Annotated in this window: 19 protein-coding genes and 1 pseudogene; 6 read left to right on the top strand and 14 right to left on the bottom strand. The window is 62.6% G+C overall.

Going from position 1 to position 23,785, the window contains the following annotated elements:
* Window positions 1-130: 130 nt before the first annotated feature.
* A complete protein-coding gene (locus ABM562_RS06240) occupies window positions 131-730 on the bottom strand; it encodes a peroxiredoxin (RefSeq protein WP_010223549.1) in 600 nt (199 codons plus the stop codon).
* A 271-nt stretch (window positions 731-1,001) separates the two neighbouring features.
* Here ABM562_RS06240 and cysZ point away from each other — a divergent pair, with 271 nt between their 5' ends.
* On the top strand, window positions 1,002-1,730 hold the full coding sequence (cysZ, locus tag ABM562_RS06235; protein ID WP_115088706.1) for a sulfate transporter CysZ: 729 nt from the start codon (window positions 1,002-1,004) through the stop codon (window positions 1,728-1,730).
* A 39-nt stretch (window positions 1,731-1,769) separates the two neighbouring features.
* On the opposite strand, the gene ABM562_RS06230 is transcribed toward cysZ, so the two are convergent.
* Window positions 1,770-3,086, bottom strand: coding sequence for a methyl-accepting chemotaxis protein (locus ABM562_RS06230; RefSeq protein ID WP_115088707.1), 1,317 nt, complete (start codon window positions 3,084-3,086; stop codon window positions 1,770-1,772).
* Between the two features lie 177 nt (window positions 3,087-3,263).
* Here ABM562_RS06230 and ABM562_RS06225 point away from each other — a divergent pair, with 177 nt between their 5' ends.
* Window positions 3,264-4,481 carry a glycosyltransferase family 4 protein gene (locus ABM562_RS06225; protein ID WP_258578779.1) on the top strand — a complete coding sequence of 406 codons (1,218 nt, stop codon included), beginning with the start codon at window positions 3,264-3,266 and terminating at the stop codon, window positions 4,479-4,481.
* Here ABM562_RS06225 and ABM562_RS06220 read toward each other — a convergent pair.
* From ABM562_RS06220 to ABM562_RS06210, 3 genes are all read right to left on the bottom strand, one after another.
* The gene (locus ABM562_RS06220; RefSeq protein WP_233674486.1) at window positions 4,450-5,553 is read right to left on the bottom strand and encodes an NADH:flavin oxidoreductase; all 1,104 of its coding nucleotides are present in this window, start codon (window positions 5,551-5,553) and stop codon (window positions 4,450-4,452) included. The genes ABM562_RS06225 and ABM562_RS06220 overlap by 32 nt on opposite strands.
* Before the next feature lie 148 nt (window positions 5,554-5,701).
* Window positions 5,702-6,184 carry a glutathione peroxidase gene (locus tag ABM562_RS06215; RefSeq protein WP_115088710.1) on the bottom strand — a complete coding sequence of 161 codons (483 nt, stop codon included), beginning with the start codon at window positions 6,182-6,184 and terminating at the stop codon, window positions 5,702-5,704.
* Window positions 6,185-6,337: 153 nt separating this feature from the next.
* Entirely contained in the window at window positions 6,338-6,823 is a 486-nt protein-coding gene (locus tag ABM562_RS06210; protein WP_115088711.1) for an FKBP-type peptidyl-prolyl cis-trans isomerase, read from the bottom strand.
* Between ABM562_RS06210 and ABM562_RS06205 the strand changes: the two are divergent.
* From ABM562_RS06205 to ABM562_RS06190, 4 genes and pseudogenes are all read left to right on the top strand, one after another.
* A pseudogene (locus ABM562_RS06205) lies at window positions 6,792-6,908 on the top strand (DUF3565 domain-containing protein); the annotation flags it as partial. The gene ABM562_RS06210 and the pseudogene ABM562_RS06205 sit on opposite strands and share 32 nt — an antisense overlap.
* Window positions 6,909-7,001: 93 nt before the next feature.
* The gene (gene pta / locus ABM562_RS06200; RefSeq protein WP_115088712.1) at window positions 7,002-9,098 is read left to right on the top strand and encodes a phosphate acetyltransferase; all 2,097 of its coding nucleotides are present in this window, start codon (window positions 7,002-7,004) and stop codon (window positions 9,096-9,098) included.
* A gap of 2 nt (window positions 9,099-9,100) precedes the next feature.
* Complete coding sequence (locus ABM562_RS06195; protein ID WP_115088713.1) at window positions 9,101-10,003, top strand: acyltransferase; 903 nt, start codon at window positions 9,101-9,103, stop codon at window positions 10,001-10,003.
* A gap of 69 nt (window positions 10,004-10,072) precedes the next feature.
* On the top strand, window positions 10,073-10,657 hold the full coding sequence (locus ABM562_RS06190) for a hypothetical protein (protein WP_346616810.1): 585 nt from the start codon (window positions 10,073-10,075) through the stop codon (window positions 10,655-10,657).
* Window positions 10,658-10,769: 112 nt separating this feature from the next.
* Here the strand turns inward: ABM562_RS06190 and ABM562_RS06185 are convergent, their stop codons facing one another.
* From ABM562_RS06185 to ABM562_RS06145, 9 genes are all read right to left on the bottom strand, one after another.
* Entirely contained in the window at window positions 10,770-10,955 is a 186-nt protein-coding gene (locus ABM562_RS06185) for a hypothetical protein (RefSeq protein ID WP_258578775.1), read from the bottom strand.
* A 440-nt stretch (window positions 10,956-11,395) separates the two neighbouring features.
* The gene (locus ABM562_RS06180; RefSeq protein ID WP_115088716.1) at window positions 11,396-12,091 is read right to left on the bottom strand and encodes an OmpA family protein; all 696 of its coding nucleotides are present in this window, start codon (window positions 12,089-12,091) and stop codon (window positions 11,396-11,398) included.
* Window positions 12,092-12,186: 95 nt separating this feature from the next.
* Entirely contained in the window at window positions 12,187-12,831 is a 645-nt protein-coding gene (locus tag ABM562_RS06175; protein WP_115088717.1) for an MBL fold metallo-hydrolase, read from the bottom strand.
* A gap of 98 nt (window positions 12,832-12,929) precedes the next feature.
* Window positions 12,930-13,622, bottom strand: coding sequence for a sensor histidine kinase (locus tag ABM562_RS06170; protein WP_115088718.1), 693 nt, complete (start codon window positions 13,620-13,622; stop codon window positions 12,930-12,932).
* Window positions 13,619-15,226, bottom strand: a complete 1,608-nt coding sequence (locus ABM562_RS06165) for a tetratricopeptide repeat-containing response regulator (protein WP_115088719.1) — start codon at window positions 15,224-15,226, stop codon at window positions 13,619-13,621. Before ABM562_RS06165 ends, ABM562_RS06170 begins: the two co-directional genes overlap by 4 nt.
* A 273-nt stretch (window positions 15,227-15,499) precedes the next feature.
* On the bottom strand, window positions 15,500-18,223 hold the full coding sequence (locus ABM562_RS06160; RefSeq protein ID WP_460421181.1) for a LuxR C-terminal-related transcriptional regulator: 2,724 nt from the start codon (window positions 18,221-18,223) through the stop codon (window positions 15,500-15,502).
* A gap of 204 nt (window positions 18,224-18,427) precedes the next feature.
* Window positions 18,428-19,792, bottom strand: a complete 1,365-nt coding sequence (locus ABM562_RS06155; protein WP_115088892.1) for a DUF1329 domain-containing protein — start codon at window positions 19,790-19,792, stop codon at window positions 18,428-18,430.
* 27 nt (window positions 19,793-19,819) lie between these two features.
* Window positions 19,820-21,718 carry a DUF1302 domain-containing protein gene (locus tag ABM562_RS06150; RefSeq protein ID WP_115088721.1) on the bottom strand — a complete coding sequence of 633 codons (1,899 nt, stop codon included), beginning with the start codon at window positions 21,716-21,718 and terminating at the stop codon, window positions 19,820-19,822.
* Between the two features lie 335 nt (window positions 21,719-22,053).
* Window positions 22,054-23,736 carry a fatty acid--CoA ligase gene (locus ABM562_RS06145; protein WP_115088722.1) on the bottom strand — a complete coding sequence of 561 codons (1,683 nt, stop codon included), beginning with the start codon at window positions 23,734-23,736 and terminating at the stop codon, window positions 22,054-22,056.
* Between the last annotated feature and the right edge of the window lie 49 nt (window positions 23,737-23,785).

Here is a 23,785-nt window from a genome sequence, read left to right as displayed (position 1 = left end):
ACTCCTGTCGAGCTGGCGTTCAATTGCCAGCATCGTATCGCCGGGATCGCCGGCTGGAATAAAAAAGAACCTGCGAAGCACTTGGGGAAGGCTTTTAGCCGCAGGTCCTGAAAAACGTTAGCTCGCCGCCTTACAGGCTGGCGGCGTTCTCGGCCAGGTAGTCGGCAACGCCCTTGGCATCGGCCTTCATGCCTTTCTGGCCTGGGCGCCAGCCGGCCGGGCAGACTTCACCGTGCTGTTCGGTGAACTGCAGGGCCTCGACCAGGCGGATCATCTCGTCGACTTCACGGCCCAGCGGCAGGTTGTTGACCACCTGGTGCTGCACAACGCCTTGCTGGTCGATCAGGAACGAGGCACGCAGGGCCACGCCGTCATCGTGCTCGATGCCATAGGCACGGGTAATCTCGTGCTTGACGTCGGCGACCATGGTGAACTCGACCGCGCCGATACCGCCCTTCTCGACCGGGGTGCTGCGCCAGGCGTGGTGGGTGAACTGCGAGTCGATGGAAACACCGACCACTTCCACACCCAGCTCGCGGAACTTGTCCATGCGGTTGTTGTGGGCAATGATTTCCGACGGGCAGACAAAGGTGAAGTCCAGCGGCCAGAAGAACAGCACGACGTATTTGCCGCGCAGGGAAGAAAGCTTGAAGCTGTCGACGATCGAACCGTCGCCCAACACTGCCGCCGCATCGAAATCAGGGGCTTGCTTGTTGACCAGAATGCTCATGGAAACTCCTTGAAAGTCAGAATTCGAAGGCGTTGAAAAGTTGTGCGCACTTTAGCGAGGTGGCAGAGATTAAGGAAATATCCTTAGACAATCCACCTTATAGGCCGGCTCTATTCATCAATAAAATCGCACGCGGTTTATCTATGAAGCCCAGCCCGGGATGCTGCCGAGGTTTTGTTACAGCCCGTTTCTCGCTCTGCGCCGCGCTTTCGCCCGCCGCACAAACTCGGTAAGGTCAGCGCGTTTGCCTTTACCCGGAGCCTCCCCCTTTATGCAAGCCCCTGTCCTCTCTGGCCCACAGTACCTGCGCGAAGGACTGAAACTGGTCCTGAGCCCGAGCCTGCGCCTGTTCGTGCTGCTGCCGCTGGCGGTCAACCTGCTGCTGTTCGTCGGCCTGGTCTACTTTGCCGGCCATCAGTTCAGCCTCTGGGTCGATTCGTTGATGCCCAGCCTGCCGAACTGGCTGAGCTTTCTCAATTATGTGCTGTGGCCGCTGTTCGTGATTCTGGTGGGGTTGATGGTGTTCTTCACCTTCACCATGCTGGCCAACATCATCGCCGCGCCGTTCAATGGTTTCCTCGCGGAGAAGGTCGAAGTGGTGGTGCGCGGCACCGATGATTTTCCCGCCTTCAGCTGGGCCGAACTCACTGCCATGGTGCCACGCACCCTCGGCCGCGAGGCGCGCAAGCTGGGCTACTTCCTGCCACGGGCCATCGCTCTGTTCATCCTTTCGCTGATCCCGGTGGTGAACATCGTCGCCGCGCCGCTGTGGCTGCTGTTCGGTATCTGGATGATGGCCATCCAGTACATCGACTACCCGGCGGATAACCACAAGATGAGCTGGCAGGACATGCTCGCCTGGCTGCGCGAAAAGCGCTGGCAGAGCCTGGGTTTTGGCGGTTCGGTGTACCTGGTGTTGCTGGTGCCCTTCCTCAACATCCTGATGATGCCGGCGGCGGTGGCGGGCGCCACGCTGTTCTGGGTGCGCGAACGTACCTGAGGCATCGCCGCGTAGCCGCCCGGCTACGCGGCACCTCCATCAGCTCGACAGCTGGTTGGAGAACTGCCCCACCGCATTGACCACCTTCTGCGCACCGTCCTGAATCTCGACGATCACCGTACCGGTTTGCCCGGCCAGTGACAGGCCTTGCTCGGCCTGGCGCTTGCTGCTGTCGATGATATCCACCGCCGCCTTGGCCAGGTGTTCGTTCTGCTGCACCACTCGGGCGATTTCCTCAGTCGCGGTGCTGGTGCGCGAAGCCAGTTGCCGGACCTCGTCGGCGACCACGGCAAAGCCCCGGCCCTGCTCGCCGGCACGTGCGGCCTCGATGGCGGCGTTGAGGGCCAGCAGGTTGGTCTGCCCGGCAATGTCGCTGATGGTCTTGATGATCGAACCGATCACCTGCGACTGCTTGTCCAGCGCCTCGATGCCTTCGGCGGCTTCCTGCATGTAGGTTTCCAGGCCGCGCATGACATCCACGGTCTGGGTCACCACCTCGGTGGCCCTGCGCGCACAGGCGTCGGTTTCCAGCGAGGTGTTGTAGGCGATGTCGGCAGCCTGGGCCACGGCCGTTTCCTGGTTGACCTGGTCGGTGATCACGGTGGCGAACTTGACCACTTTGTAGAGCACGTCATGGGCATCGATGATCGGATTGTAGGACGCCTCCAGCCACACCACGCGGCCATGGGCATCGATGCGCTTGAAGCGTTCGGCGACGAACTCGCCGCGGCGCAGCTTGTCCCAGAACGCGTGATAACCCACCGAGTTGTACTCTTCCGGTTCGCAGAACAGGCGGTGATGTTTGCCCACCACCTGGTCGAGCTTGTAGCCCATGGTCTGCAGGAAGCGCTCGTTGGCCGTCAGCACTTCACCGTTGAGGTTGAACTCGATCACCGCCGTGGAGCGCATCAGCGCCTTGATCAGGCTCTCGTGCTCGCGGGAGGTTTCGATGGTGCGGGTCAGGTCGCTGGAGTGCAGGGTGAAGTATTTGATACGCCCTTCGCTGTTTTTCACCGGCTGCAGGATCGAGCGCAGCCAGGCCTCTTCGCCATTGCCCCGCAGCAGGCGGAAAGCGCCATTGAGATGCTCGCCACGGGCAATGGCGTGCTTCATGCGCTGGTAAAAGTCGAGCTGCTTGACGTGCGCCGGGACGATTTCCTCGATGTTGCGGCCAATCAGTTGATGGCTGCTGTAGCGCATCTCTTTTTCGAAGTTGCTGTTGACCGATTCGATGCGCCCCTGCGGGTCGAGCTGCAGCACCAGCATCTCGCTGTCGAGGCTGCACTTTACTTGCTCCACTGATTGCAGTTCTTCGCGCAGCCGGAGGATTTCTTGCTTGAGTTTGCTGTTGAACATGACGCTCTCCCGGAGCGAAATCAGTCATTCGAATGCTTCTGCATCGGCTGGCGGACCTGCAATCTTGAGTCACTTGCTGGGAAATATTTACGCGCCTGCAATCGCCAGTAATCAGGCGTCATCGATCTGTCATTTGGCGGTCACAGAGCGGCAATCGGCACGGTCGAAACTGGCTTCATGAGCACACTGTCCCTGCATGTCACCCTGATCAGCGAAACCTTCCCACCGGAGATCAACGGCGTGGCCAACACCCTTGGCCGCCTCAGCGATGGCTTGCGATCACGCGGCCATCGGGTCGAGCTGGTACGCCCGCGGCAAGCGGCTGAACAGCCCTCGGCCAGCGACGACAACCTGCTGCTGTGTCGCGGCTGGCCGTTGCCGGGGTACCCGGGTTTGCAATGGGGCCAGGTGTCGATGCACAAACTGCTGCGCCGCTGGCGCCGGCAACGGCCGGATGTGCTTTACATCGCCACCGAAGGCCCGCTGGGTTTGAGTGCCCTGCGCGCGGCGCGGCGCCTGGGCATCGCCGTGGTCAGTGGCTTCCACACCAACTTCCAGCAATACTCCAGCGAGTACGGCCTCGGCCTGCTGGCGCGGCTGCTTACCCACTACCTGCGCTGGTTCCATCACCGAACCCACACCACCCTGGTGCCCAGCCTCAGCCAGCGCCTGGAGCTGGAACGGCGCGGCTTCGACAACCTCAGCCTGATGGCCCGGGGAGTGGACAGCCAGTTGTTTACCCCGGCCAGGCGTAGTCAGACCTTGCGCGAGCAATGGGGCCTGGGCGTCGACGATATCGCCCTGCTGCATGTCGGACGCCTGGCCGCCGAAAAGAACCTGGGTTTGTTGCAGCCGTGCCTGGACGCCCTGCAACAACAGTACCCGCAGCGGTGCATCAAGCTGATCGTGGTCGGTGACGGGCCGCAACGCAGCGCACTCGAGCAGCGCCTGCCGGGCGCGATGTTCTGCGGCGCCCAGCGCGGAGAACGCCTGGCCGAACACTACGCTTCAGGGGATATCTTTGTGTTTCCCAGCCTGACCGAAACCTTCGGCAACGTCGTGCTCGAAGCCTTGGCCTCAGGCCTGGGTGTGGTCGCCTACGATCAAGCGGCGGCAGCCCAGCACATCCGCCACGGGCATAGCGGTGCGCTGGCCATGCCAGGGGACGAAGCGGCCTTTATCGATGCCGCCTGCTGGTTCCTGGAAGAGCCGGAAACCCTGCGCCGGGTGCGCCTCAATGCCCGCCAGCATGCCAGCCGTCAGGGCTGGCCGGCGATTGTCGAGCAATTCGAGGCGCATCTGCAGGCAGCCTGCCGCCAGAGTCAGGTCAGCATGGCGCGCCCGACTGCAGCGGCAATTGCGATCAAACCAGGGTCGTCAACGCCTCGCGGCTGAACGGCAGGATGTCCTGCTCGCGACCATCGCGCACCTTGGCCGCCCATTCCGGGTCGACCAGCAAGGCACGACCGACTGCCACCAGGTCGAATTCGTCGTTGTTCAGGCGCTGGAGCAGGTTTTCCAGGCTGGCCGGCTGGGCCACCTTGTCGGTCGCGACCATGAACTGCAGGAACTCGCCATCCAGGCCGACACTGCCGACGGTGATGGTCGGCTTGCCGGTGAGCTGGCGGGTCCAGCCGGCCAGGTTGAGGTCCGAACCTTCGAACTCAGGTTCCCAGAAGCGTCGGGTCGAGCAGTGGAAGATATCCACACCAGCATCCACCAGTGGTTGCAGGAATGCGCCCAGGGCATCGGCGCTCTGCACCAGACGTGCGCTGTAGTCCTGCTGCTTCCACTGCGAGAAGCGGAAAATGATCGGGAAGTCCGGGCCTACCGCGGCGCGCACGGCCTGGATCAACTCGATGGCAAAGCGCGAACGGCCGGCCAAGTCGCCGCCGTATTCGTCCGTGCGCTGGTTGCTGGCTTCCCAGAAAAACTGGTCGATCAGGTAACCATGGGCACCGTGGATCTCGACGCCATCCATGCCAATGGCCTGGGCATCACGAGCGGCCTGGGCGAAAGCCTCGATCACTTCACGAATATCCGCCTGGGTCATGCCATGCACCACGACCTGGCCGTCCTTGAGCTTCTCGCTCGGGCCATGGCCCGGCACGCTGGCATCCGGCTCGGTACCCAGGCGGCGCACGCTACCCACGTGCCAGAGCTGCGGCACGATGCGCCCGCCTTCAGCGTGCACGGCTTCAACGACTTTCTTCCAGCCGGCCAGGGCATCTTCGCCGTAAAAACGCGGCACATTCGGGTAGCCGTTGGCGGCTTTATGACCGACCGTGGTGCCTTCGGTGATGATCAGGCCAACGCCTGCGGCGGCGCGGCGACGATAGTACTCAACCACTTGTGCGTGAGGGACACCACCAGGGCAGAAGGTACGGGTCATCGGTGCCATGACCACGCGGCTCGGCAGCTCGAGGGCGCCCAGTTGGAAGGGAGTGAACAGTGCGGTGGCGGACATGCGGCGCTCCTGGGAATAGGGAATGCGCCTGAGGATAGGGTGAGCCGTTCGGGTGGCCCAGTACTATTGATCTGGGTGATTGAACAGCATCGCGGGGCAAGCCCGTTCCTACTTCTGCAGGAGCGGGCTTGCCCCACGATGGGGCCGATCAGGCCAGAGCCTTCTCGATCGCCTGCACCACCGCCGGATCATCCGGCGCGGTGCGTGGCGAGAAGCGCGCCAGTACCCGGCCGTCCTTGCCGACCAGGAACTTCTCGAAGTTCCAGGTGATATCGCCCGGAAACTCGGCGCCTTCGCCGGCCAGCAAGCGGTACAGCTGATGACGGTCATGACCGTTAACTTCGAGCTTGCTACCCAGTGGGAAGCTCACGCCATAGTTCAGGCTGCAGAACGCCTGAATTTCCTTCTCCGTGCCCGGCTCCTGGCCGGCAAACTGGTTGCACGGCAGGCCCAGCACGCTGAAGCCTTTGCTCTTGTACTGCTGATAAAGGTTTTCCAGCGCCGCGTACTGCGGGGTCAAGCCACACTTGGAGGCGACATTGACCACCAGCACCACCCGGCCCTTGAACGGTGCCAGAGGCAATTCCTGGCCGTCCAGCGCTGTCAACTTCAGGTCGTGAAATGCACTCATGACGTACTCCCCTTTCCAGATCCCGGTTGCCGCTGGGGGCTGCAATCAGTAAACCCAGCCCATTAAAAAGGCGCCCTGCCAAGCCGTCTTCCCCTGCTGGAGCGACGGACTTGCCCGGGCGCCTTCGCGACTCTCTGAGCTTAGCGCAGAAAATCAGTGGTGATGGCCACCTTCGCCATGGACATGGCCATGGGCTACTTCTTCTTCGCTGGCTTCACGCACATTGACGACCTTGACCTTGAAGTTCAGGCGCTGGCCAGCCAGTGGGTGGTTGCCGTCAACGGTGACGTCGTCGCCGTCCAGGTCGCGAATGGTGACGATCTGCATCTGGCCATCCGGCGCCGAAGCGTGGAACTGCATGCCCACTTCCAGCTCGTCGACACCTTCGAACATGCTGCGGTTCAGGGTGCTGACCAGCTCGGCCAGGTATTCGCCGTAGGCGTCTTCCGGCTCGACGGCGACTTCCAGTTCGTCACCGGTGGTTTTGCCTTCCAGGGCTTTTTCCAGACCCGGGATGATGTTGCCTGCGCCATGCAGGTAGACCAGCGGAGCGCCGCCGGCGGAGCTGTCGATGACCTCACCAGCGTCGTTGGTCAGGGTATAGTCGATGGAGACAGCCTTTTTGGCGGCGATCAGCATGGGGCGAGACCTTTTGCATAAGAATGTAGAACGAACAAGTGTAACCAAGGCATCGCCTGAAAGCGAACGCAACCCGGACAAACGGGTTGCCGGATATTTGCGGCGGGTGCGCTCAGGGGGCCGATAGCGATACCCTTGGCAATTGACTCTTTTGCACAGCTCATTTCGAGAAGCTCGCATGCAGACATTTTTTATCGCGCCGACCGACTTTGGCGTCGGCCTGACTTCCATCAGCCTGGGCCTGGTGCGCACCCTGGAGCGCGCCGGGTTGAAGGTCGGCTTCTTCAAGCCGATCGCCCAGCCGCACCCGGGTGATACCGGCCCTGAGCGCTCCACCGAACTGGTTGCCCGTACCCATGGCCTGAAGCCGCCACAGCCGCTGAGCCTGGCCCATGTCGAGCGTATGCTCGGCGATGGTCAACTGGATGAACTGCTCGAAGAAATCATCACCCTGTACCAGCAGGCCTGCGTCGGCAAGGACGTGGTGGTGGTCGAAGGCATGGTCCCGACCCGCCACGCCAGCTACGCCGCGCGGGTCAACCTGCACCTGGCCAAGAGCCTGGATGCCGAGGTGATCCTGGTGTCGGCGCCGGAAAACGAAGTGCTCACCGAGCTGTCCGGGCGCGTCGAGCTGCAGGCCCAGCTGTTCGGCGGCCCGCGCGACCCGAAAGTGCTCGGGGTAATCCTCAACAAGGTGCGCACCGACGAAGACATGAACGCCTTCGCCGCGCGCCTGACCGAGCATTCACCGCTGCTGCGCGGCGGCGACTTCCGCCTGCTCGGCTGCATCCCGTTCCAGGCCGGCCTCAACGATCCGCGTACCCGCGACGTGGCCGAACTGCTCGGCGCCCAGGTGCTCAATGCCGGCGACTACGAAACCCGGCGGATGAACAAGATCATCATCTGTGCCCGCACCGTGGCCAATACCGTGCCGCTGCTCAAGCCCGGTACGCTGGTAGTGACCCCGGGCGACCGCGACGACATCATCCTTGCGGTGAGCCTGGCGGCGATCAACGGCGTGCCGCTGGCCGGCCTGCTGCTGACCAGCGACAGCAAACCCGACCCGCGCATCCTCGAACTGTGCCAGGGCGCGCTGCTGGCCGGCCTGCCGATTCTCTCGGTAAGCACCGGCTCCTATGACACCGCCAACCAGCTCAACGGCCTGAACAAGGAAATCCCGGTGGATGACCGCGAGCGCGCGGAGCTGATCACCGATTTCGTCGCCAGCTACCTGGACGCCGACTGGCTGCACCAGCGCTGCGGCACGCCGCGCGAACTGCGCCTGTCGCCCGCGGTGTTCCGCTACCAGTTGATCCAGCGCGCCCAGCAGGCCAACAAACGCATCGTCTTGCCGGAAGGCGCAGAACCGCTGACCGTGCAGGCCGCGGCCATCTGCCAGGCCCGCGGCATTGCCCGCTGCGTGCTGCTGGCCAAGCCTGACGACGTCCAGGCGGTGGCCCGCGCCCAGGGCATCACCCTGCCCGAGGGCCTGGAGATCCTTGACCCGGACCTGATCCGCGAGCGTTATGTCGAGCCGATGGTCAGCCTGCGCAAGAGCAAAAGCCTTAATGCGCCGATGGCCGAGCAGCAACTGGAAGACCCGGTGGTGATCGGCACCATGATGCTGGCCCTGGACGAGGTCGATGGCCTGGTCTCGGGCCTGGTGCACTCCACCGCCAACACCATCCGCCCAGCCCTGCAACTGATCAAGACCGCGCCGGGCTGCAGCCTGGTGTCGTCGGTGTTCTTCATGCTGTTCCCCGAACAGGTGCTGGTGTACGGCGACTGCGTGATGAACCCGCACCCGACAGCCAACGAGCTGGCGGAAATCGCCCTGCAGAGCGCCGACTCCGCCGAAGCCTTCGGCATTGCCCCGCGGGTGGCGATGATCAGCTATTCCAGCGGTGACTCGGCCAGCGGCGAAGAGGTCGAGAAGGTCCGCGAAGCCACCGTGCTGGCCCAGGAATCCCAACACGGCCTGCTGATCGACGGCCCGTTGCAGTACGATGCCGCGGCCAACCTGGAGATCGCCCGGCAACTGGCGCCCAACAGCCAGGTGGCCGGCCGCGCCACGGTGTTCGTGTTCCCCGACCTGAACACCGGCAACACCACCCACAAGGCCGTGCAACGCAGTGCCGACTGCGTCAGCCTCGGGCCGATGCTGCAAGGCCTGCGCAAGCCGGTCAACGACCTGCCACGCGGCGCCCAGGTCGACGACATCGTCTACACCATCGCCCTGACCGCCATTCAGGCCAACCGCTCACTGGATAGCTGAACATGCTCGGATTGCTACCCGCGCCACTGCGCGGGGTTATCGCCTCGCTGCTACTGGGGCTCAACACCATCGTCTGCTGCACCCCGTTGTTCATCGTCAGCCTGTTCAAGCTGTGCCTGCCGTTCGCGGCCGCGCAACGGCTCACCGATGAACTGATGCGCCACATCCACGAAGCCTGGATCAGCAACAACAATGCCTGGATCAACCTGCTGGGCAAGGCCCGCTGGCAGGTCGAGGGCCTGGCCGGGCTGGACTACCAGCACAGCTACCTGGTCACCAGCAACCACCAGAGCTGGGTCGATATCCTGGTACTGCAGTACGTGCTCAACCGCCGTATCCGCCCGCTGAAGTTCTTCCTCAAGCAGGTGCTGATCTGGGTGCCGGTGATCGGCCTGGCCTGGTGGGCGCTGGGCTTTCCGTTCATGAAGCGCTATTCCAAGGCGTACCTGGCCAAGCACCCGGAAAAGGCCGGCAAGGACCTGGAAACCACCCGCCGCACCTGCGCCAAGTTTCGCGGCAAGCCGACGGCGATCTTCAACTTCGCCGAAGGCACGCGCTTCACCGAAGCCAAGCATCGCCAGCAGCAGTCACCGTTCCAGCACCTGCTCAAGCCCAAGGCCGGCGGCATTGCCTTTGTACTGGATGCCATGGGCGAGCAACTGCAGTCGATCGTCAACGTCACCATTCATTATCCGAACGGTGCACCGGGCTTCTGGGACTTGCTGTGCGGGCGGGTCAGGCACATTGTCGTGCACTTCGAGGAACTGGCGATTCCGGCGGAGTTCCTGGGCAAGAACTACGACCAGGATGAAACCTATCGCCTGGCCTTCCAGCAATGGATCAACCAGCTGTGGCAGGACAAGGACGCCTTGCTCGAACGGCTGCGACAAAACGCCGACGGGTAATTTGCCGGACAGCATCTATGCTCACTTCCTACGATGTTTTTCATTAGCCATCACAAGGAATGTAAGCCTATGAAACCGTTGCGCCGCTTTGCCCATGCTTTTGCTGTTGTTTCACTTCTGTCTGCAGCCAGTTTCACGGTGCAGGCAGAAGAGAAGCTGATCGACGCTGTCGCCACTGAGGATGTGGTGGATACCAAAGTCCTTGCCGTTGACCTCGATAAGCGCGTCGTTACGGTGGCAGGGCCTGAGGACTCTGAGGTGCCGATCCAGGTGAGCGAACAGGCCAAGGACCTGCATAATCTCAAGGTCGGCGACCTGGTCAACATCACAGTCAACCGCTCGGTTGCTACTGTGCTCGAAACCGACCTCACCAAGGCCCCGGGCATCAGCAAGGAGGCCGGTGTCATTCGCGCCACCAAGGACAACCCTAACCCAGGTGGCGAGGCATTTCGGCAGATCAAGGTCACCTCGAAGATCACCAAGATTGATCTGAAAACCCACGAAGTCACGCTGACGCCACCTGAAGGTCCACAAAAGGTAGTGAAGGTCGAAGACCCTGAACTTCAGGAGCGCATGAAGAATCTCAAGGTCGGCCAGTCTGTGGTCATCGTTTATACCGATGTGCTGAAGATCACCACCAGAAGCCCAAGCTGAGTCGCCTGACCGACCGTATCGCCGGCAAAGCCGGCTCCCACAGTTAATCTGGGCACACTCCGGACCTGTGGGAGCTGGCCTTGCCAGCGATCGAGCGCAACGCGCTCGCAACTCAGGCGCCGCCTGGCATCCTGATCAAACGGCTCTCCAGCCCATCGAGCAACGCATCAACCAATGCCTTGGCCATTTCATGGGAATGTAGGGTCGCCTGAAGAAACCCTCGCCCCGGCTCACGGGTATGCTCGACCGCCAGCGGCCCGGTCAGGCTCGCGCACTTCAAATACAGCGACGCATGCACCAGCGCATCTTCGACACGATCTTTTTCATGATGAAGCTCCTGATGTTAAGGGAGCTGCACCATCAATGTCGCCAAACAGAAATGGTGGCAGCTGTACGCAGGTTGGCGAACCGAGACATCAGGACAACCCGGCAGGGCCGAAGCCCTCCCGCGCACAACTGCCATAACGACTGACGTCATGGAAGCAGGATGATGTACTCGGGTCGCCAAACCCGATCGCTGATACATCAGCGACCCAGTGAGCCTAGTGGCGTACTTCCCCCGGAGCAATCATCTGCAGGGCGACAGAATTCGTAGGATAGGTCCTGGGACGCTCAAACTACCAGCCCAAGGCTGTTGCAGGATGCTAACCAGGCCTCTGTGGGAGCTGGCATGCCAGCGATGAGGCCACTGCAGGCACAAAAAAGGGGAGCCAGGCTCCCCTTCTTACATCTTGCTACTTACTGATACTGCTGCCCGGGAATCGGCTTGAGGTTGACCTCTACCCGACGGTTCTGCGCGCGGCCGTTGGCGTCGGCGTTGCTGGCGATCGGCTGGTCCGGGCCCAGGCCACGGGCGCTGACACGGCTGCCATCGACACCCTGGGAGGTCAGGTAAGTGACCACCGATTGTGCACGACGCTGGGACAGGTCCATGTTGTGCTGGCGGCTGCCGGTGCTGTCGGTGTAGCCGACCACTTCAATGGTGTTCTGGTTGAACTGCTTGAAGGAGTTGGCCAGGTTGTTCAGCGGCGAGTAGAAGCTCGGGGCAATGTTGGCCGAGTCGGTGGCAAAGGTGATGTTGCCCGGCATGATCAGTTTGATCTGGTCGCCCTGGCGTTGAACCTCGACACCGGTGTTGGCCATGCTTTCACGCAGCGCGGCCTCCTGCTTGTCGGCGTAGTAACCATAACCTGCGGCGGCAGCACCGACGGCGGCAGCGCCGATCAGCGCACCTTTGCCGCGGTTGTTATGGTCGATGGCAGCACCGGCAATGGCACCGGCCAGCGCGCCCAGGCCGCCGTACTTGGCGGTTTTGCTCATCCCTGTGGAGCCCTGCTGCGCCTGACCCTGGCTGTCATACGGGTTTTGGCTGGCACAACCGGACATCAGCGCGGCAGCGGTAGCGACGATAATCAAACGACGCATGGTGAACATGGACAAGCTCCTACTGTAATTCGAAAGTGCAGCGGATCTGATTCGGATCTATGCCAGCCTTGGATTGCAGCAAAGCGAAAAAATTCCCTTAACGGTCAGGCGCGCACGAACGGGTTCTGGCGCATCTCGTCGCCCAGGCGGGTATCCGGACCATGCCCGGTCACCACCGTGGCCTGTTCATCCAGGCTGTACAGGCGCTGCTTGATCGAACGAACGATAGTCGCCTGATCGCCACCCCACAAATCGGTGCGACCAATCCCACGCCGAAAAAGCGTATCGCCTGCAATCAGCAGCTTGGCGTCAGCGAACCAGAAACTCATCGAGCCCGGCGTATGACCCGGGGTGTGCAAGGCCACGCCACAGCCGCAGGCCAGCTCTTCATCGTCGACCAGCCAGCGGTCCGGTGCCGGCACCGGGGTGTAGGGCACGCCGAACATCTGGCACTGCATTTCCAGGTTGTCCCAGAGGAACTGGTCATCCTTGTGCAGGTGCAAGGTGGCGCCGGTCATCTCCTTCAACTGCCCGGAGGCGAGGAAGTGATCAAGGTGCGCGTGGGTATGGATGATGCTCACCACTTTCAGGCCATGGGCGTCCAGGCGGGCGAGGATCTGCTCAGGGTTGCCACCCGGGTCGACGACGAGGGCCTTTTTGCTGATCGGGTCGCCGATGATGGTGCAGTTGCACTGCAAAGGGCCGACGGGGAAGGTTTCGCGGATCAGGGCGGGTTTTGCCGGGTTCATCGGAGCAATCCTGTGGAGCAAATGACGGAGTGTCGCACAGGCCGGTTGTGCCTGCGACGACGCTCGTCACTTCACTTCAAGAAGTCGCTCGCCACGCTTCATGGCAGATAAAGCCTGAACAGCCCTCCCCCCAAGGCCCCGCCATTGGCAATCTCGATCCGCCCTTTCACCCCGTTGCGTTCATGCAACGCGGCAATCCGTGCCGCGAAGTACAGGCCCAGGCCGGTGCTGCCGCTCTGGCCATCGATACCCTGCACATACTCCTGCTGACGCTCGAGCATGCGCGCCGGGAAGCCCGGGCCGTCATCGTTGATGCTCAGCACCAACTGTTCGCCTTCGTCACTGACGCTGATCAGCAAGGTGTGCCCGGCATAGCGAATGGCGTTGTTGAGGATGTTGGCAACCACCGAACCGACCAGTTCGCGGTCGAAAAAGCCCAGCGGGCTGGCGGTTTCGATGCGCCAGCTGGCGAGGATGTCGCGGTGCTGCAGCAGGTTCTGCTGGGCGGCGAGCTGGGCTTCGATAAAGTCGTCGAGCTCATGATAGTCGGGGCACATCGGCAGTTGGTTGACGCCCAGTTTGTACAGGCCCAGCAACTGCACCAGCATGCCGTTGAGGTGGCTGAATTCGTGCTCCATCACCCCCTGTTCGCTGCCACTGCGCAGGGCCTCCGGCAAGCGCGCCAACCACTGGCTGTGAGCCTGGGTCAGGGCGGCGAGGGAGTTCTTCATGTCGTGTACGGTGGAGGCGATCACCGTGGAAAAATCCAGCCCCTGGTTGTCCTGGTTCATGCGCCAAAGGCCCGAATGTGCAGTTTGCGGTAGCGATCGTAACGGTTGTCGCTTTTCGGGATGCCGGTCACGCTGCTCAGGCAGGCGCGGCACTCGTCCATGATCGCCGGCGGCGGTGTCTCGCCACCGATACGCAGCAGCGCCTGTGCGGTGTTGAGGGCGATGCTGATGTTCTTCGGCTGCAGCGTCAGGGCCCGGCGGAATTGTGCCAGCGCTTCGCTGAGCTGGCCGGCCTGGTAACTGCGTACGCCCTGGCGGTTGAGGTCGACCGCTTCAGTGACTGCGCCGAGTACCGCCGGATCATCGGTCAGCTGTGCCACGCTCTGCATCACCTTGGGGTCGTCACCGTAGGTTTCCACACAACCTTTGAGGATCGAGGTGCCAGCGGATTCCTGGCCCAGTTTCTGCAGTTGCGTGGCCACTACCAGCGCCGCTTCCACCGAGAAAAACTGGTCCATCTTCTCCAGCCGGGCCATGGCCTGTTCGGTCAGTTTGGCGGCGGTTTCGGCGTCGCCGGCCTGCTGCAGGCTGGCGGCTTTCATCAACCGCGCGCGCACCTGCAGGCCCTGGTCTTCGACATTCTCTTTGGCCACTTCGCTGAGCACGGTGTTGATCTCGACCCGGGTGCGCGCATCCAGGCCGTTGCCGGCGTTCTTGTTCATCAGGGCCTGGACCAGCCCGAGGTTGCTCTCCGGGTCCTTGTAACGCGAGCTCTGGCCCTGGTTGACGGCGTGCCGGTAGGCCTTGGACGAGGTGTCGTAGTCGTCGTTGCTCAGGGCCAGCTTGCCCAGCATCATCTGCCGGCGTACGGCCAGCGGCGAGAGACGCACGGCCTCTTCCAGCACGCCCTGGGCGCGCTTGCTTTCGCCCAGGGCTACCAGCACCTCGGCCAGGCCGTCGTACAGGCCGGGCATCATCGGGAAGGCCTTGAGCGCCTGCTCGTAAACGCCCTGGGCCTGGGCCAACTGGTTGCGCTTGTACAGCAGGCTGCCGAGGGCTGCAAAGGCCCAGGGCGTGGCGCGGCTGGCGATGATGGTGGTGAGAAACTTCTCCAGCTCATCGAAGCGGTTGAGGTCGCGCAGGGCATCGGCGCGGTAGCGCAGGCACAGCGGGGCGAAGCGCGGGTCCTTCTTGCACAGCTCGGCGCAGGCCGCCAGCACTTCGGCCGGGCGGCCGCGGTCCAGGGCCTGGAGGATCGGCTTGAGCAGGGTTTTGCGCTGCACCAGTTTTTCCAGGCGCTGGGCCAGGCCGATGCGGTTGAACGGCTTGGTCAGGTAGGCGTCGGGCTCGTGCTCCAGCGCGCTGAGGACGATCGCCTGGCTGCTTTCGGCAGTGACCATGAGGAACACGCACTCATGGCTGATCAGCTTGTCGAGGATCAGGTCCTCGAGCACCTGCTGGCCGTTCTTCTTGCCATCGCCCAGGTGGAAGTCCTGGAGGACAAAGTCGTAGCGCTTCTGCGCGCACATGCGCAGCGCCTGCTCACCGCTGTCGGCCGTGTCGACATCGCGTACGCCCAGCTCGCGCAGCATGGAACGGGCCGAGCTGCGAAAATCAGAGAAATCATCGACGATCAGAAAGCTTTTTTGGCTGTAGACCTGCATCCACGAGACCTGTCATGGCAAATAAAAAAATGGACGCAGAGACACCTTCACGGACAGGCTCGGCTTCGCGGGTAGATTCGCTGCGGCGGTGAATCGGGCCGCACTCGCAGAGTATCGGCCACACAGGGCGATAGCTTGAGGCTTGCAGAGCGCATATTTGGCGGACGTTCGTACCAGTCACGGAGCAAATAATGGCATTGCGCCATCATCGTTTATAGCCATTGGATAGTAAAGCGCCGCAGCCCTGCTTGCCGGTGCCGGGCCGGCACATGGCTAATGCAGCATGCCCAACGCCTTGGCCCGGGCCACCGCCTGGGTACGACGCTCGACGCCGAGTTTGCTGTTGATATGGCTGGCGTGGGTTTTCACCGTGTGCAGGGAGATGAACAGGCGCTCGCTGATCTCCTGGTTCGAACAGCCCTGGGCAATCAGTTCGAGCACGGCCATCTCGCGGGTGCTCAAGGCCTCGCTGGCGCCACTGGCCGGTTCAATTGATTCAAGCGCGGGCAACAAGCCCAGCAAGCCGATTTGCGCCGGGCCCGGAGGCTGCAACAGCAACTGTTCGCGCAACCACTGCGGGTGATCCTGCAACAGGCGCTGGAAGGGTTGCAGCGCCCCGCCGCGAGCCGACTCCAGGGCCAGCACCAACAGGTCGCGCGCCTGGCCTTCGTTGTTGTTGGCCAGCAGCAGCACCATCCACTGGCACAGCGCGGTGACACAGAGCATCTGCCCACCACTGGCCTGGCCACGCTCCACCAGCGCCTGCAAGCGCCGCCCGGCCTGCTCCAGGCGGCCCTGGGTGCGTTCGAGCAAGGCCTGCTGCAACTCGATATGCGGCGGCAACAGCGGGTGGAACTCCGGTGCGGCCGCCGCCTGTTCGCCACCGTAGGTCTGGCCCAGGCGCAGCAGCCAGGATTCGGCCAGGTCGGTGCGGCCCTGCGCAAGCCACAGCTCGCATTTGACCAGGGTGATCATCGCCAGATAGAAAATCGGCGGCACGTCCCAGATGTGCATCAGCCGCTCGGCTTCGGCAAGCTCGGCGAAGGCTTCGGCGAATCGCCCTTCGCGGCCATCCAGCGCAGCGATCACGCAATGGCCGATCAGCACGCTGATGTCACGGCAGGCGCGGGCCTCGATCAGCCCGGCACGCAGGCGGCTACGCCCGGCCTCCGGCTGTAGCCTTGCCGCCAGTAGATAGCCCTCATACAACGTCAGTCGTGCCCGCGCCGCGTACAGCCGTTGCGCCGACAAGCCCTGCAGGCGTTGCAAGCCCTGGCGCACTTCATCCAGGGCGCGCAGCACCTCGCCGCGGGCGTGCAGCACCCGCGCCCGATCGTAATGGGCCAGGGCTTCAAATAACGGATTGCCCACCCGCTGAGCCAGTTCCAGTGCCTCACGGTTCCAGCCGCGGGCGCGCCAGAAATCGGCATCGGCGATGGCCAGGTTGGACAGGGTCGAAAGGCATACAAGGCGCTGCCCGTAACGTTTGAACGGCAAGCTGTGCAGGGCTTCGGAGCAGTATTCGAGGGTGCGCTGGCGGTCGCCACGACCGCGCGCGATCACCCCGCTCAACGCCAGCCACTGGGCCAGCATGGATTTTTGCGCAGTGGCCGAAGGCGCCGGCAGGAAGCGGCTCAGGTGGCTGGCCAGTTCTTCGGCAGCATCCAGCTGCCCGGCCAGGCCCAGGGCCCAGCTGTACAACACGATCAGCCGCGGGGTGCTGATCAGCAGGCTATCGGGCAGGTCCATCTTCCAACGCAGGAGCATGCCGACGTTCTGCTCGGCCAGCAGTTGTTCTTCGGACAGGTTCTGCACCAGATTGGCGGCCACATCCAGGTGCCCGGCGCGCAGGGCCTGCTCGACGGCTTCATCGAGCAGGCCCTGGCCGTGAAACCAGCGGCAGGCACGCAAATGCAGGCTCGACAGCGGCAGGCTGGCCTGGCGGGTGCGCAGCAGGTCGGAAAACAGGTGGTGATAACGGAACCAGCGCCCGTGTTCGTCCAGCGGTACCAGGAACACCTGGTGGGCCTGCAGGTAACGGAGGATCTCGGCGCTGTCATGGCTTTCACGCAGGGCGTCGCAGAGTTCTGCGCAAAAGCGCTCCTGGCAGGCGGTGTCGTAGAGAAAGCCCTGCACTTCGGCCGGCAGTATCTCGATGACTTCTTCGAGCAGGTAATCGCGAATCAGCCCTTCGCCGCCATGCAGCGCCTGAGGCAAGGCGCTGTCGGCGCCCGCCTCGTTGGCGGCCAGCAGCCAGAAGCGCAAACCGGCGACCCAGCCATCGCTGCGCTGGATCAGGTTGTCCAGCGCCTGCCCGCGCAACACCGTGGGTTGCTGGCCAAGCACGGCGAGGGATTCATCGGTGGTCAGGCGCAGGTCCTGCTCGTTGAGCTCAAGCAACTGGCGCGACAGGCGCAGGCGCGCCAGGTGCCAGTCCGGCCGTTGCCGACTGGTCACCAGCAGCACCAGGCCAGGCGGCAGGTGATTGAGGAAGAACTGCAGGCAGCGATCGAGCACCGGCCCCTGAGCCAGGTGGTAGTCGTCCAGCACCAGTAGCAAGGGGTTATCCGGTTGCAGGTGACGAGCGAGTTCATCGAGCAGACCGTCGAGCCACTCTTCGAAAGCAAACGGCTGGTGTCGCTGACGCATCTTCAGCAGGCCCAGGGCCTGGCCGCCGAGCGCCGGGCAGTACTGCTGCAAGCCTTCGAGCAGACGCTCAAGGAAACGCCCGGGGTCGTTGTCGCGCCGACTCAACCCCAGCCACAGGCTGCTCCAGTGGTTGGGCAGGCCCTGGCAGAACTCCACCGCCAGCGAACTTTTACCGAAGCCCGCCGGTGCGTTGACCAGCAGCAAACGCCCACCGAGCCCCGCGTGCAAACGCTGGCACAAGCGCGCCCGCGGCACATGGCCTTCGGGCAGTGGCGGGCGAAAGAAACGGCCCTCCAGGATGCTCATGGCCTGGCTGGCGAACCCTTGCGTACGGGACAGATCAGTCATGGCCGGCTCGTTTTAGTTAGGGAATCTTCGGCAGTACGGATCAGGGCAGACTAGCGGGTTAAACCGCACATTTGAAGATGATTGCCCCGTTTTGCGGAAAAAAGACTACAACAAAAAACGACAAACCCGAGCCGGTCAGGATGCGCAAACAGAAACGCCCCGGCAAGCCGGGGCGTTCTGGGAGATCACACGGAGGTTTGAAGCTTAACGCACGCCTGACTGGCGAAGCGCTGCAGGCTGGAAGTCAGCCTTGGAGGCAGTGAAGCCGAAGTCGTAGGCTTTCTTTTCCTCGTTCTTCATGCCCAGGGCCAGGTAACGCCCCGATTGCAGGTCGTAGATGGCTTCCAGGGTGTACCACGGCACCTGGACGTTGTAGTAGTCCTGGGAGTGGGCCTCGGACACGCGCCACAGCTGGTTGCGACCGTCGTACTGGTCGATCACCGCGGCTTGCCAGGTGTCTTCGTCGATGTAGAAGTCACGCTTGGCGTAGATATGGCGCTGGCCCGGTTTCAGGGTCGCGACCACATGCCATACCCGGCGCAGCTCGTAACGGGTCAGGTCCTGGTTGATGTGCCCGGCCTTGAGGATATCGGCGTACTTGAGCTTCGGATCGTCGAGCTTGTAGCTGTTGGAGGCGATGAACAGCTCTTTCTTGCCTTCCAGCTTCCAGTCGTAACGGTCCGGCGCGCCGTTGTACATGTCCAGGTTGTCAGAAGTTCGCAGGCCGTCAGCAGCGGTACCAGGACCATCATAGGAAACTTGAGGTGCCTGGCGTACGCGGCGCTGGCCAGCGTTGTACACCCACGCCTTGCGTGGTTCCTTCACCTGGTCCAGCGTTTCATGAACTAGCAAGACCGTACCCGCCAGGCGCGCTGGCGCAGTTACCTCTTGTTTGAAGTAAAACAGAATGTTGCCAGGGTTACTTGGGTCGTAGTCTTTCATCCGGTCACGGAAGACGAACTGATCCTTGAAGTACACCAGGCTGTACGAGCCGCTCTGCTGCGGCGTGGCCTGGGTTACCAGGCGGGTCACGCTGCCACCGCGGTAACGGGTGATGTGGTTCCAGATCACTTCGACGCCGCTTTTCGGAATCGGGAACGGCACGGCGGTGTCGAAGTTTTCCAGGCCGTTGCCGCCACCCACCAGGTTGGTACTGGTGGCGTTTTTCTTGATTGCCGCGAACACCGCATCCGGCACGCTCGCGCCCCGGTGGGTCGGGTACACCGGCATCTTGAAGCTGTCCGGGTAGCGCTTGAACATCGCGACCTGGCCTGGGGACAGTTTGTCCTTGTACTGGTCGACGTTCTGCGCGGTGATGGTGAACTTCGGTTGCTCGGTGCCGAACGGGTCGGAAAGGAAGCCCTTGCCGTCGACGTTACCGGCGCTTTTGGAAAGCGGCTTCCAGGCGGTGATCGAGCCGTCGGCGTTGCCGGCCTTTTCCGCGCCCATCGGCGTCAGGCTGGCGCCCAGCTTGGCCGCCTCGTCGGCGGAAACCGCCGCCATGACACTGGTCGCCAACAGGGACAGGCCCAGTACACCGGCTTGCAGCAGAGTCTTGGTTGTTTTCATCTTCATGGTCGTCCTGAATCCGAATTCTTAGAAGTTCACGCCGAAGCTGAGGGCGATGAAATCGCGGTCATCCACGGTGGTGTACTTGCCGTCGAAGAAGTTGGTGTACGACAGGCTGGTGGTGTAGGTGTTCTGGTACTCAGCGTCCAGGCCCAGGCTGATCGCCTTGCGCCCTTCCTCGAAGTTGCTGCCAGGGCCTGGCGAATAACCGGAAACGTCATGCGACCAGGCCACGCTTGGCTTGAGGTTGACCCCGGCGAACACGTCGTTGTAGTCCCAGATCGCCCGGGCACGGTAGCCCCACGCGGTGCTGGTGGTGTAACCGTCGTTTTCGCAGTTGCGGCTACGGTTGGCACCCGAAGCACCAGGGCCTGCACCGTTGATGGTGCCGGTGTTGATGATCGCCGAGCAGGTGTCGAGGTTGCCGGCACCTGGGGTTGCTGGCAGCGGGCCTGGGCCATAGACCGGGTCGCGGCCGTAACGCACATCGTGGGCACTTTCCAGGCCGCCGACATGGGTCACGCCCACTTCACCCACCACGGTCAGACGGCTGGCGCCCATGACCTGGTCGAAGAAGTGCGTCAGGGTGGTCTGGAACTGGGTGATTTCCTTGCGACGGTAGCCGTGCAGGTCCTGGCCCGGTACACCGTTGAGCAGCGAGGCATTGGCCAGGGTACCGCCGATCGGGCGTACGCCGGCGTAGAGGATATCGGTGGTGTTGAGCTGCACCGGCGCGTTTGGCCGGTAGCTGATTTCACCGCTCCACGCCGTACCGGTAGGCAAGGTGGTGGAGAAGCTCAGGCCGTACAGGCGGATGTCTTCCGGGTACTCGACGAAGTAGCTGGAGTTGCCGGCGACGATCAGCGGCGCCAACGGACGCAGTGCTGCCGGCAGCCCGGCCAGACCGGCATAGACGCGCGGATCGGCACCGTGGGCGCTGAAGATCGGCGCACGGCTGTGGTAGTTCATGAAGTAGGCGCCGAATTCGGTACCCAGCGGGTCGTACATGTAGCGGAAGGCCACACCGAACTGGCCGCTGTCACGCGCATCGCGGTCAGGGCCACGGGCGACCTTCACACCTTCGCCGTTGACGTCCACACCCTGGGTAGCGAGGAATCCGCGGGCGGCCGCTGGCAACGCATTGGCGCTGTTGAGCACGCGCAGGTTGTCGGTACAGCCGTCGGCAATGATGTCCGGCTGGGAGAAGAAGGTGCCGCAGTTGTCGACGACGGTCTGGTCCCATTCGATCTGGTAGAAGGCTTCGGCCGAGAGATTGTCGGTCAGGCTCTGGGACACGTAGAACATGTTGACCGGAATCAGGCCTTCCTTCACCTCGGCGCCCGGGCGACGGAATGCGGCGACGTCGATCGGGTTGATCGAGTTGATACCGTTGCCAATGAAGGTACTTTCACCCCAGCTGACCACCTGCTTGCCCAGACGCACCGAGCCCGGCTGATCGGCGATGGAGTAGTTGTGATAGACGAAGGCGTCGAGGATCTGCCCGCCGGACGACTTGGCGCCCTCTTTGCGGTTGGAATCGCTGATGTCCTTGAACTCGCGATGCTCATCCTTGAGTTCGAAGTCGTACCAGTACTTGCCACGGACGAATACCCCGGTATCGCCGTACTTGAGCTCCAGGTCATGGATGCCCTTGAAGATCTTCGAGAAGGTCTCACCGCGCTTGAAGTTCAGGTGGCCGTCATCGGAGGTTTGCGACAGGCCCTTGCCGCCGTTGTTGACGCCGATAAGGTTCTTGTTCGGGCTGGCTGTCGACCAGCTCGCCCCCACCGACAGCGACGAGTCGAACGAGCCTTCGATTTCACCGATGTTGAAACTGACGCCGAATGCAGGACCGGCGAGCGTAGAAGCGAGGCTGACGGCCAGGGGTAGTTTCGCCCGGCGCCAGAACAGATTTGCTGATGTCATCGACGCTACTCCATGTACTTTATTTTTATGGCAGTGAGTCCTTTGCAGAAACGCATCGGTCGAGCGGTGTGAGCGCACCTTTTTGCTCGAGCGAGTGGCTGGGCACATGCATGTGCGATCCCCCCGTTCCTGAAAATCCCCTGAACCGACTATAGCCAGCAGGTTGAACTGCTTGATCCCTCTAAAGTGTGATTTGCATCCCAACCCCTCTGGCGTGGTCTGCATGACCGGCCACTACGCTGGCAGGGGGAAGAATGGCTTAATTTTGTCATTTGACAAGGCGGCCATGCGTCTGGCGTGCGGGTCGCGCCGAATCAGGCGCGACCCGCCAGCTTTTATAGGGTCGAGAGGAAGGTGCTGTTACTGGCTTGCAACTGGCTGATGTCCAGGCGGATGCGCTTCTTGTCGAGCTTGCCGACGCTGGTCTTGGGAATTTCAGTAACAAGGGCAATCTGGCTGGGGATCGCCCACTTGTTGATGTGCCCCAGTTCCACGAACGGCTTGAGGTGTTCCTTGAGCGCCTTGGCGTCGATGCTCTGGCCTTCGTGGATCACCAGCAGGGCAAACGGCCGCTCCCCCCACTGCGGATCGGCGACACCGACCACCGCCACTTCGCGGACCGCCGGGTGGCGGCTGATCAGGTCTTCAAGCTCCAGTGACGAGATCCACTCACCGCCGGTCTTGATCACGTCCTTGATGCGGTCGCGGATATCGATCACGCCCATGCTGTCGAGGGTGGCGACGTCACCGGTGTGCAGCCAGCCGCCCTGCCAGAGTTCGGCGCCTTTCTCGGGCTCGCGGAAGTAACCCATGGTCAGCCAGGGTGCGCGCAGCACCAGCTCGCCCTGGCTCTCACCATCGGCCGGGAGGAAGTTGCCGTTGCCGTCGACAATCGCGGTTTCCACCAGCGGCACCGGTACCCCGGCCTTGATCCGGTAGGTGATGCATTCGTCTTCGCTACCGGCCAGCAGCTCGTCGTTGAGGTGGGCGCAGGCCACCAGCGGGCAGGTCTCGGACATGCCGTAGGCGGCGGTCAGCTGAATCCCGTGAGCCTTGGCCGCCTCGTACAGGGCGCGGTTCAGGGCACTGCCGCCAATGATGATTTTCCAGCCGCCGAAGTCCTGTTGCTGGGCGCCCTTGGCGTTGAGCAGCATCTGCAGGATGGTCGGTACGCAGTGCGAGAAGGTCACCTTCTCGTTGCGCCACAGCTCACAGAGCATCTCCGGCTCGTAACGCCCCGGGTAGACCTGCTTGATGCCGAGCATGGTCGCCACGTAGGGGATGCCCCAGGCGTGGACGTGGAACATCGGGGTGATGGGCATGTACACATCGTTGCTGCCGAGCAGGCGCACGCTGTCGATACTGCCGGTTACCGAAGCTGCCGCCAGGGTGTGCAGCACCAGTTGCCGGTGGGTGAAATACACCCCTTTTGGGTTCCCGGTGGTGCCAGTGGTGTAGAAAGTGGTGGCGATCGAGTTCTCGTCGAAATCAGGGAAGTCGTACACCGGGCTGGCCGCCGCCAGGAGTTGCTCGTACTCACCGACCAGGTTGGGCAGGTCGGCGGTTTTCTGCTCGCCATCGGTCAGCAGCAGGGTTTTCTCGACCGTGGTCAGTTGCCCGGCGATGGCCTGGTAAAGGCCGACAAAGTCGCTGTTGACCAGCACGAAGCGGTCATCGGCGTGATTCATGGTGTAGAGGACCTGCTCCGGTGACAGGCGCACGTTGATGGTGTGCACCACCGCGCCGATCATCGGAATGGCGAACATGCATTCGAGGTAGCGATGGCTGTCCCAGTCCATCACTGCCACGGTGTCACCGGCCTTGACTCCCGCCTCGGTGAGCACATTGGCCAGCCGCGCGATGCGCTCGTTGAGGGTCAGGTAGCTGTAGCGCAGTTGATCGCGGTAGACGATTTCGCGGGTTTTCTCGTAGCGGCTGCCGGACAGCAACAGGCGCTTGATCAACAGCGGAAACTGATAGGCGCCCTCGGCGGGAGGGATGACGCGAGTCTGCAACATAGGAGTCCCTTTTCTAGAGTGCACAGGCTGGGCAAGACATGTCCTACTC

It is taken from the genome of Pseudomonas sp. ZL2 (assembly GCF_054788455.1).
This window is presented reverse-complemented; position numbering and strand designations above follow the sequence as displayed.

Coding starts and splice junctions, on each gene's coding strand:
- ABM562_RS06240 (WP_010223549.1), bottom strand. CDS start 730: ATGAGCATTCTGGTCAACAAGCAAGCCCCTGATTTCGATGCGGCGGCA.
- cysZ (WP_115088706.1), top strand. CDS start 1,002: ATGCAAGCCCCTGTCCTCTCTGGCCCACAGTACCTGCGCGAAGGACTG.
- ABM562_RS06230 (WP_115088707.1), bottom strand. CDS start 3,086: ATGTTCAACAGCAAACTCAAGCAAGAAATCCTCCGGCTGCGCGAAGAA.
- ABM562_RS06225 (WP_258578779.1), top strand. CDS start 3,264: ATGAGCACACTGTCCCTGCATGTCACCCTGATCAGCGAAACCTTCCCA.
- ABM562_RS06220 (WP_233674486.1), bottom strand. CDS start 5,553: ATGTCCGCCACCGCACTGTTCACTCCCTTCCAACTGGGCGCCCTCGAG.
- ABM562_RS06215 (WP_115088710.1), bottom strand. CDS start 6,184: ATGAGTGCATTTCACGACCTGAAGTTGACAGCGCTGGACGGCCAGGAA.
- ABM562_RS06210 (WP_115088711.1), bottom strand. CDS start 6,823: ATGCTGATCGCCGCCAAAAAGGCTGTCTCCATCGACTATACCCTGACC.
- pta (WP_115088712.1), top strand. CDS start 7,002: ATGCAGACATTTTTTATCGCGCCGACCGACTTTGGCGTCGGCCTGACT.
- ABM562_RS06195 (WP_115088713.1), top strand. CDS start 9,101: ATGCTCGGATTGCTACCCGCGCCACTGCGCGGGGTTATCGCCTCGCTG.
- ABM562_RS06190 (WP_346616810.1), top strand. CDS start 10,073: ATGAAACCGTTGCGCCGCTTTGCCCATGCTTTTGCTGTTGTTTCACTT.
- ABM562_RS06180 (WP_115088716.1), bottom strand. CDS start 12,091: ATGTTCACCATGCGTCGTTTGATTATCGTCGCTACCGCTGCCGCGCTG.
- ABM562_RS06175 (WP_115088717.1), bottom strand. CDS start 12,831: ATGAACCCGGCAAAACCCGCCCTGATCCGCGAAACCTTCCCCGTCGGC.
- ABM562_RS06170 (WP_115088718.1), bottom strand. CDS start 13,622: ATGAACCAGGACAACCAGGGGCTGGATTTTTCCACGGTGATCGCCTCC.
- ABM562_RS06165 (WP_115088719.1), bottom strand. CDS start 15,226: ATGCAGGTCTACAGCCAAAAAAGCTTTCTGATCGTCGATGATTTCTCT.
- ABM562_RS06160 (WP_460421181.1), bottom strand. CDS start 18,223: ATGACTGATCTGTCCCGTACGCAAGGGTTCGCCAGCCAGGCCATGAGC.
- ABM562_RS06155 (WP_115088892.1), bottom strand. CDS start 19,792: ATGAAAACAACCAAGACTCTGCTGCAAGCCGGTGTACTGGGCCTGTCC.
- ABM562_RS06150 (WP_115088721.1), bottom strand. CDS start 21,718: ATGACATCAGCAAATCTGTTCTGGCGCCGGGCGAAACTACCCCTGGCC.
- ABM562_RS06145 (WP_115088722.1), bottom strand. CDS start 23,736: ATGTTGCAGACTCGCGTCATCCCTCCCGCCGAGGGCGCCTATCAGTTT.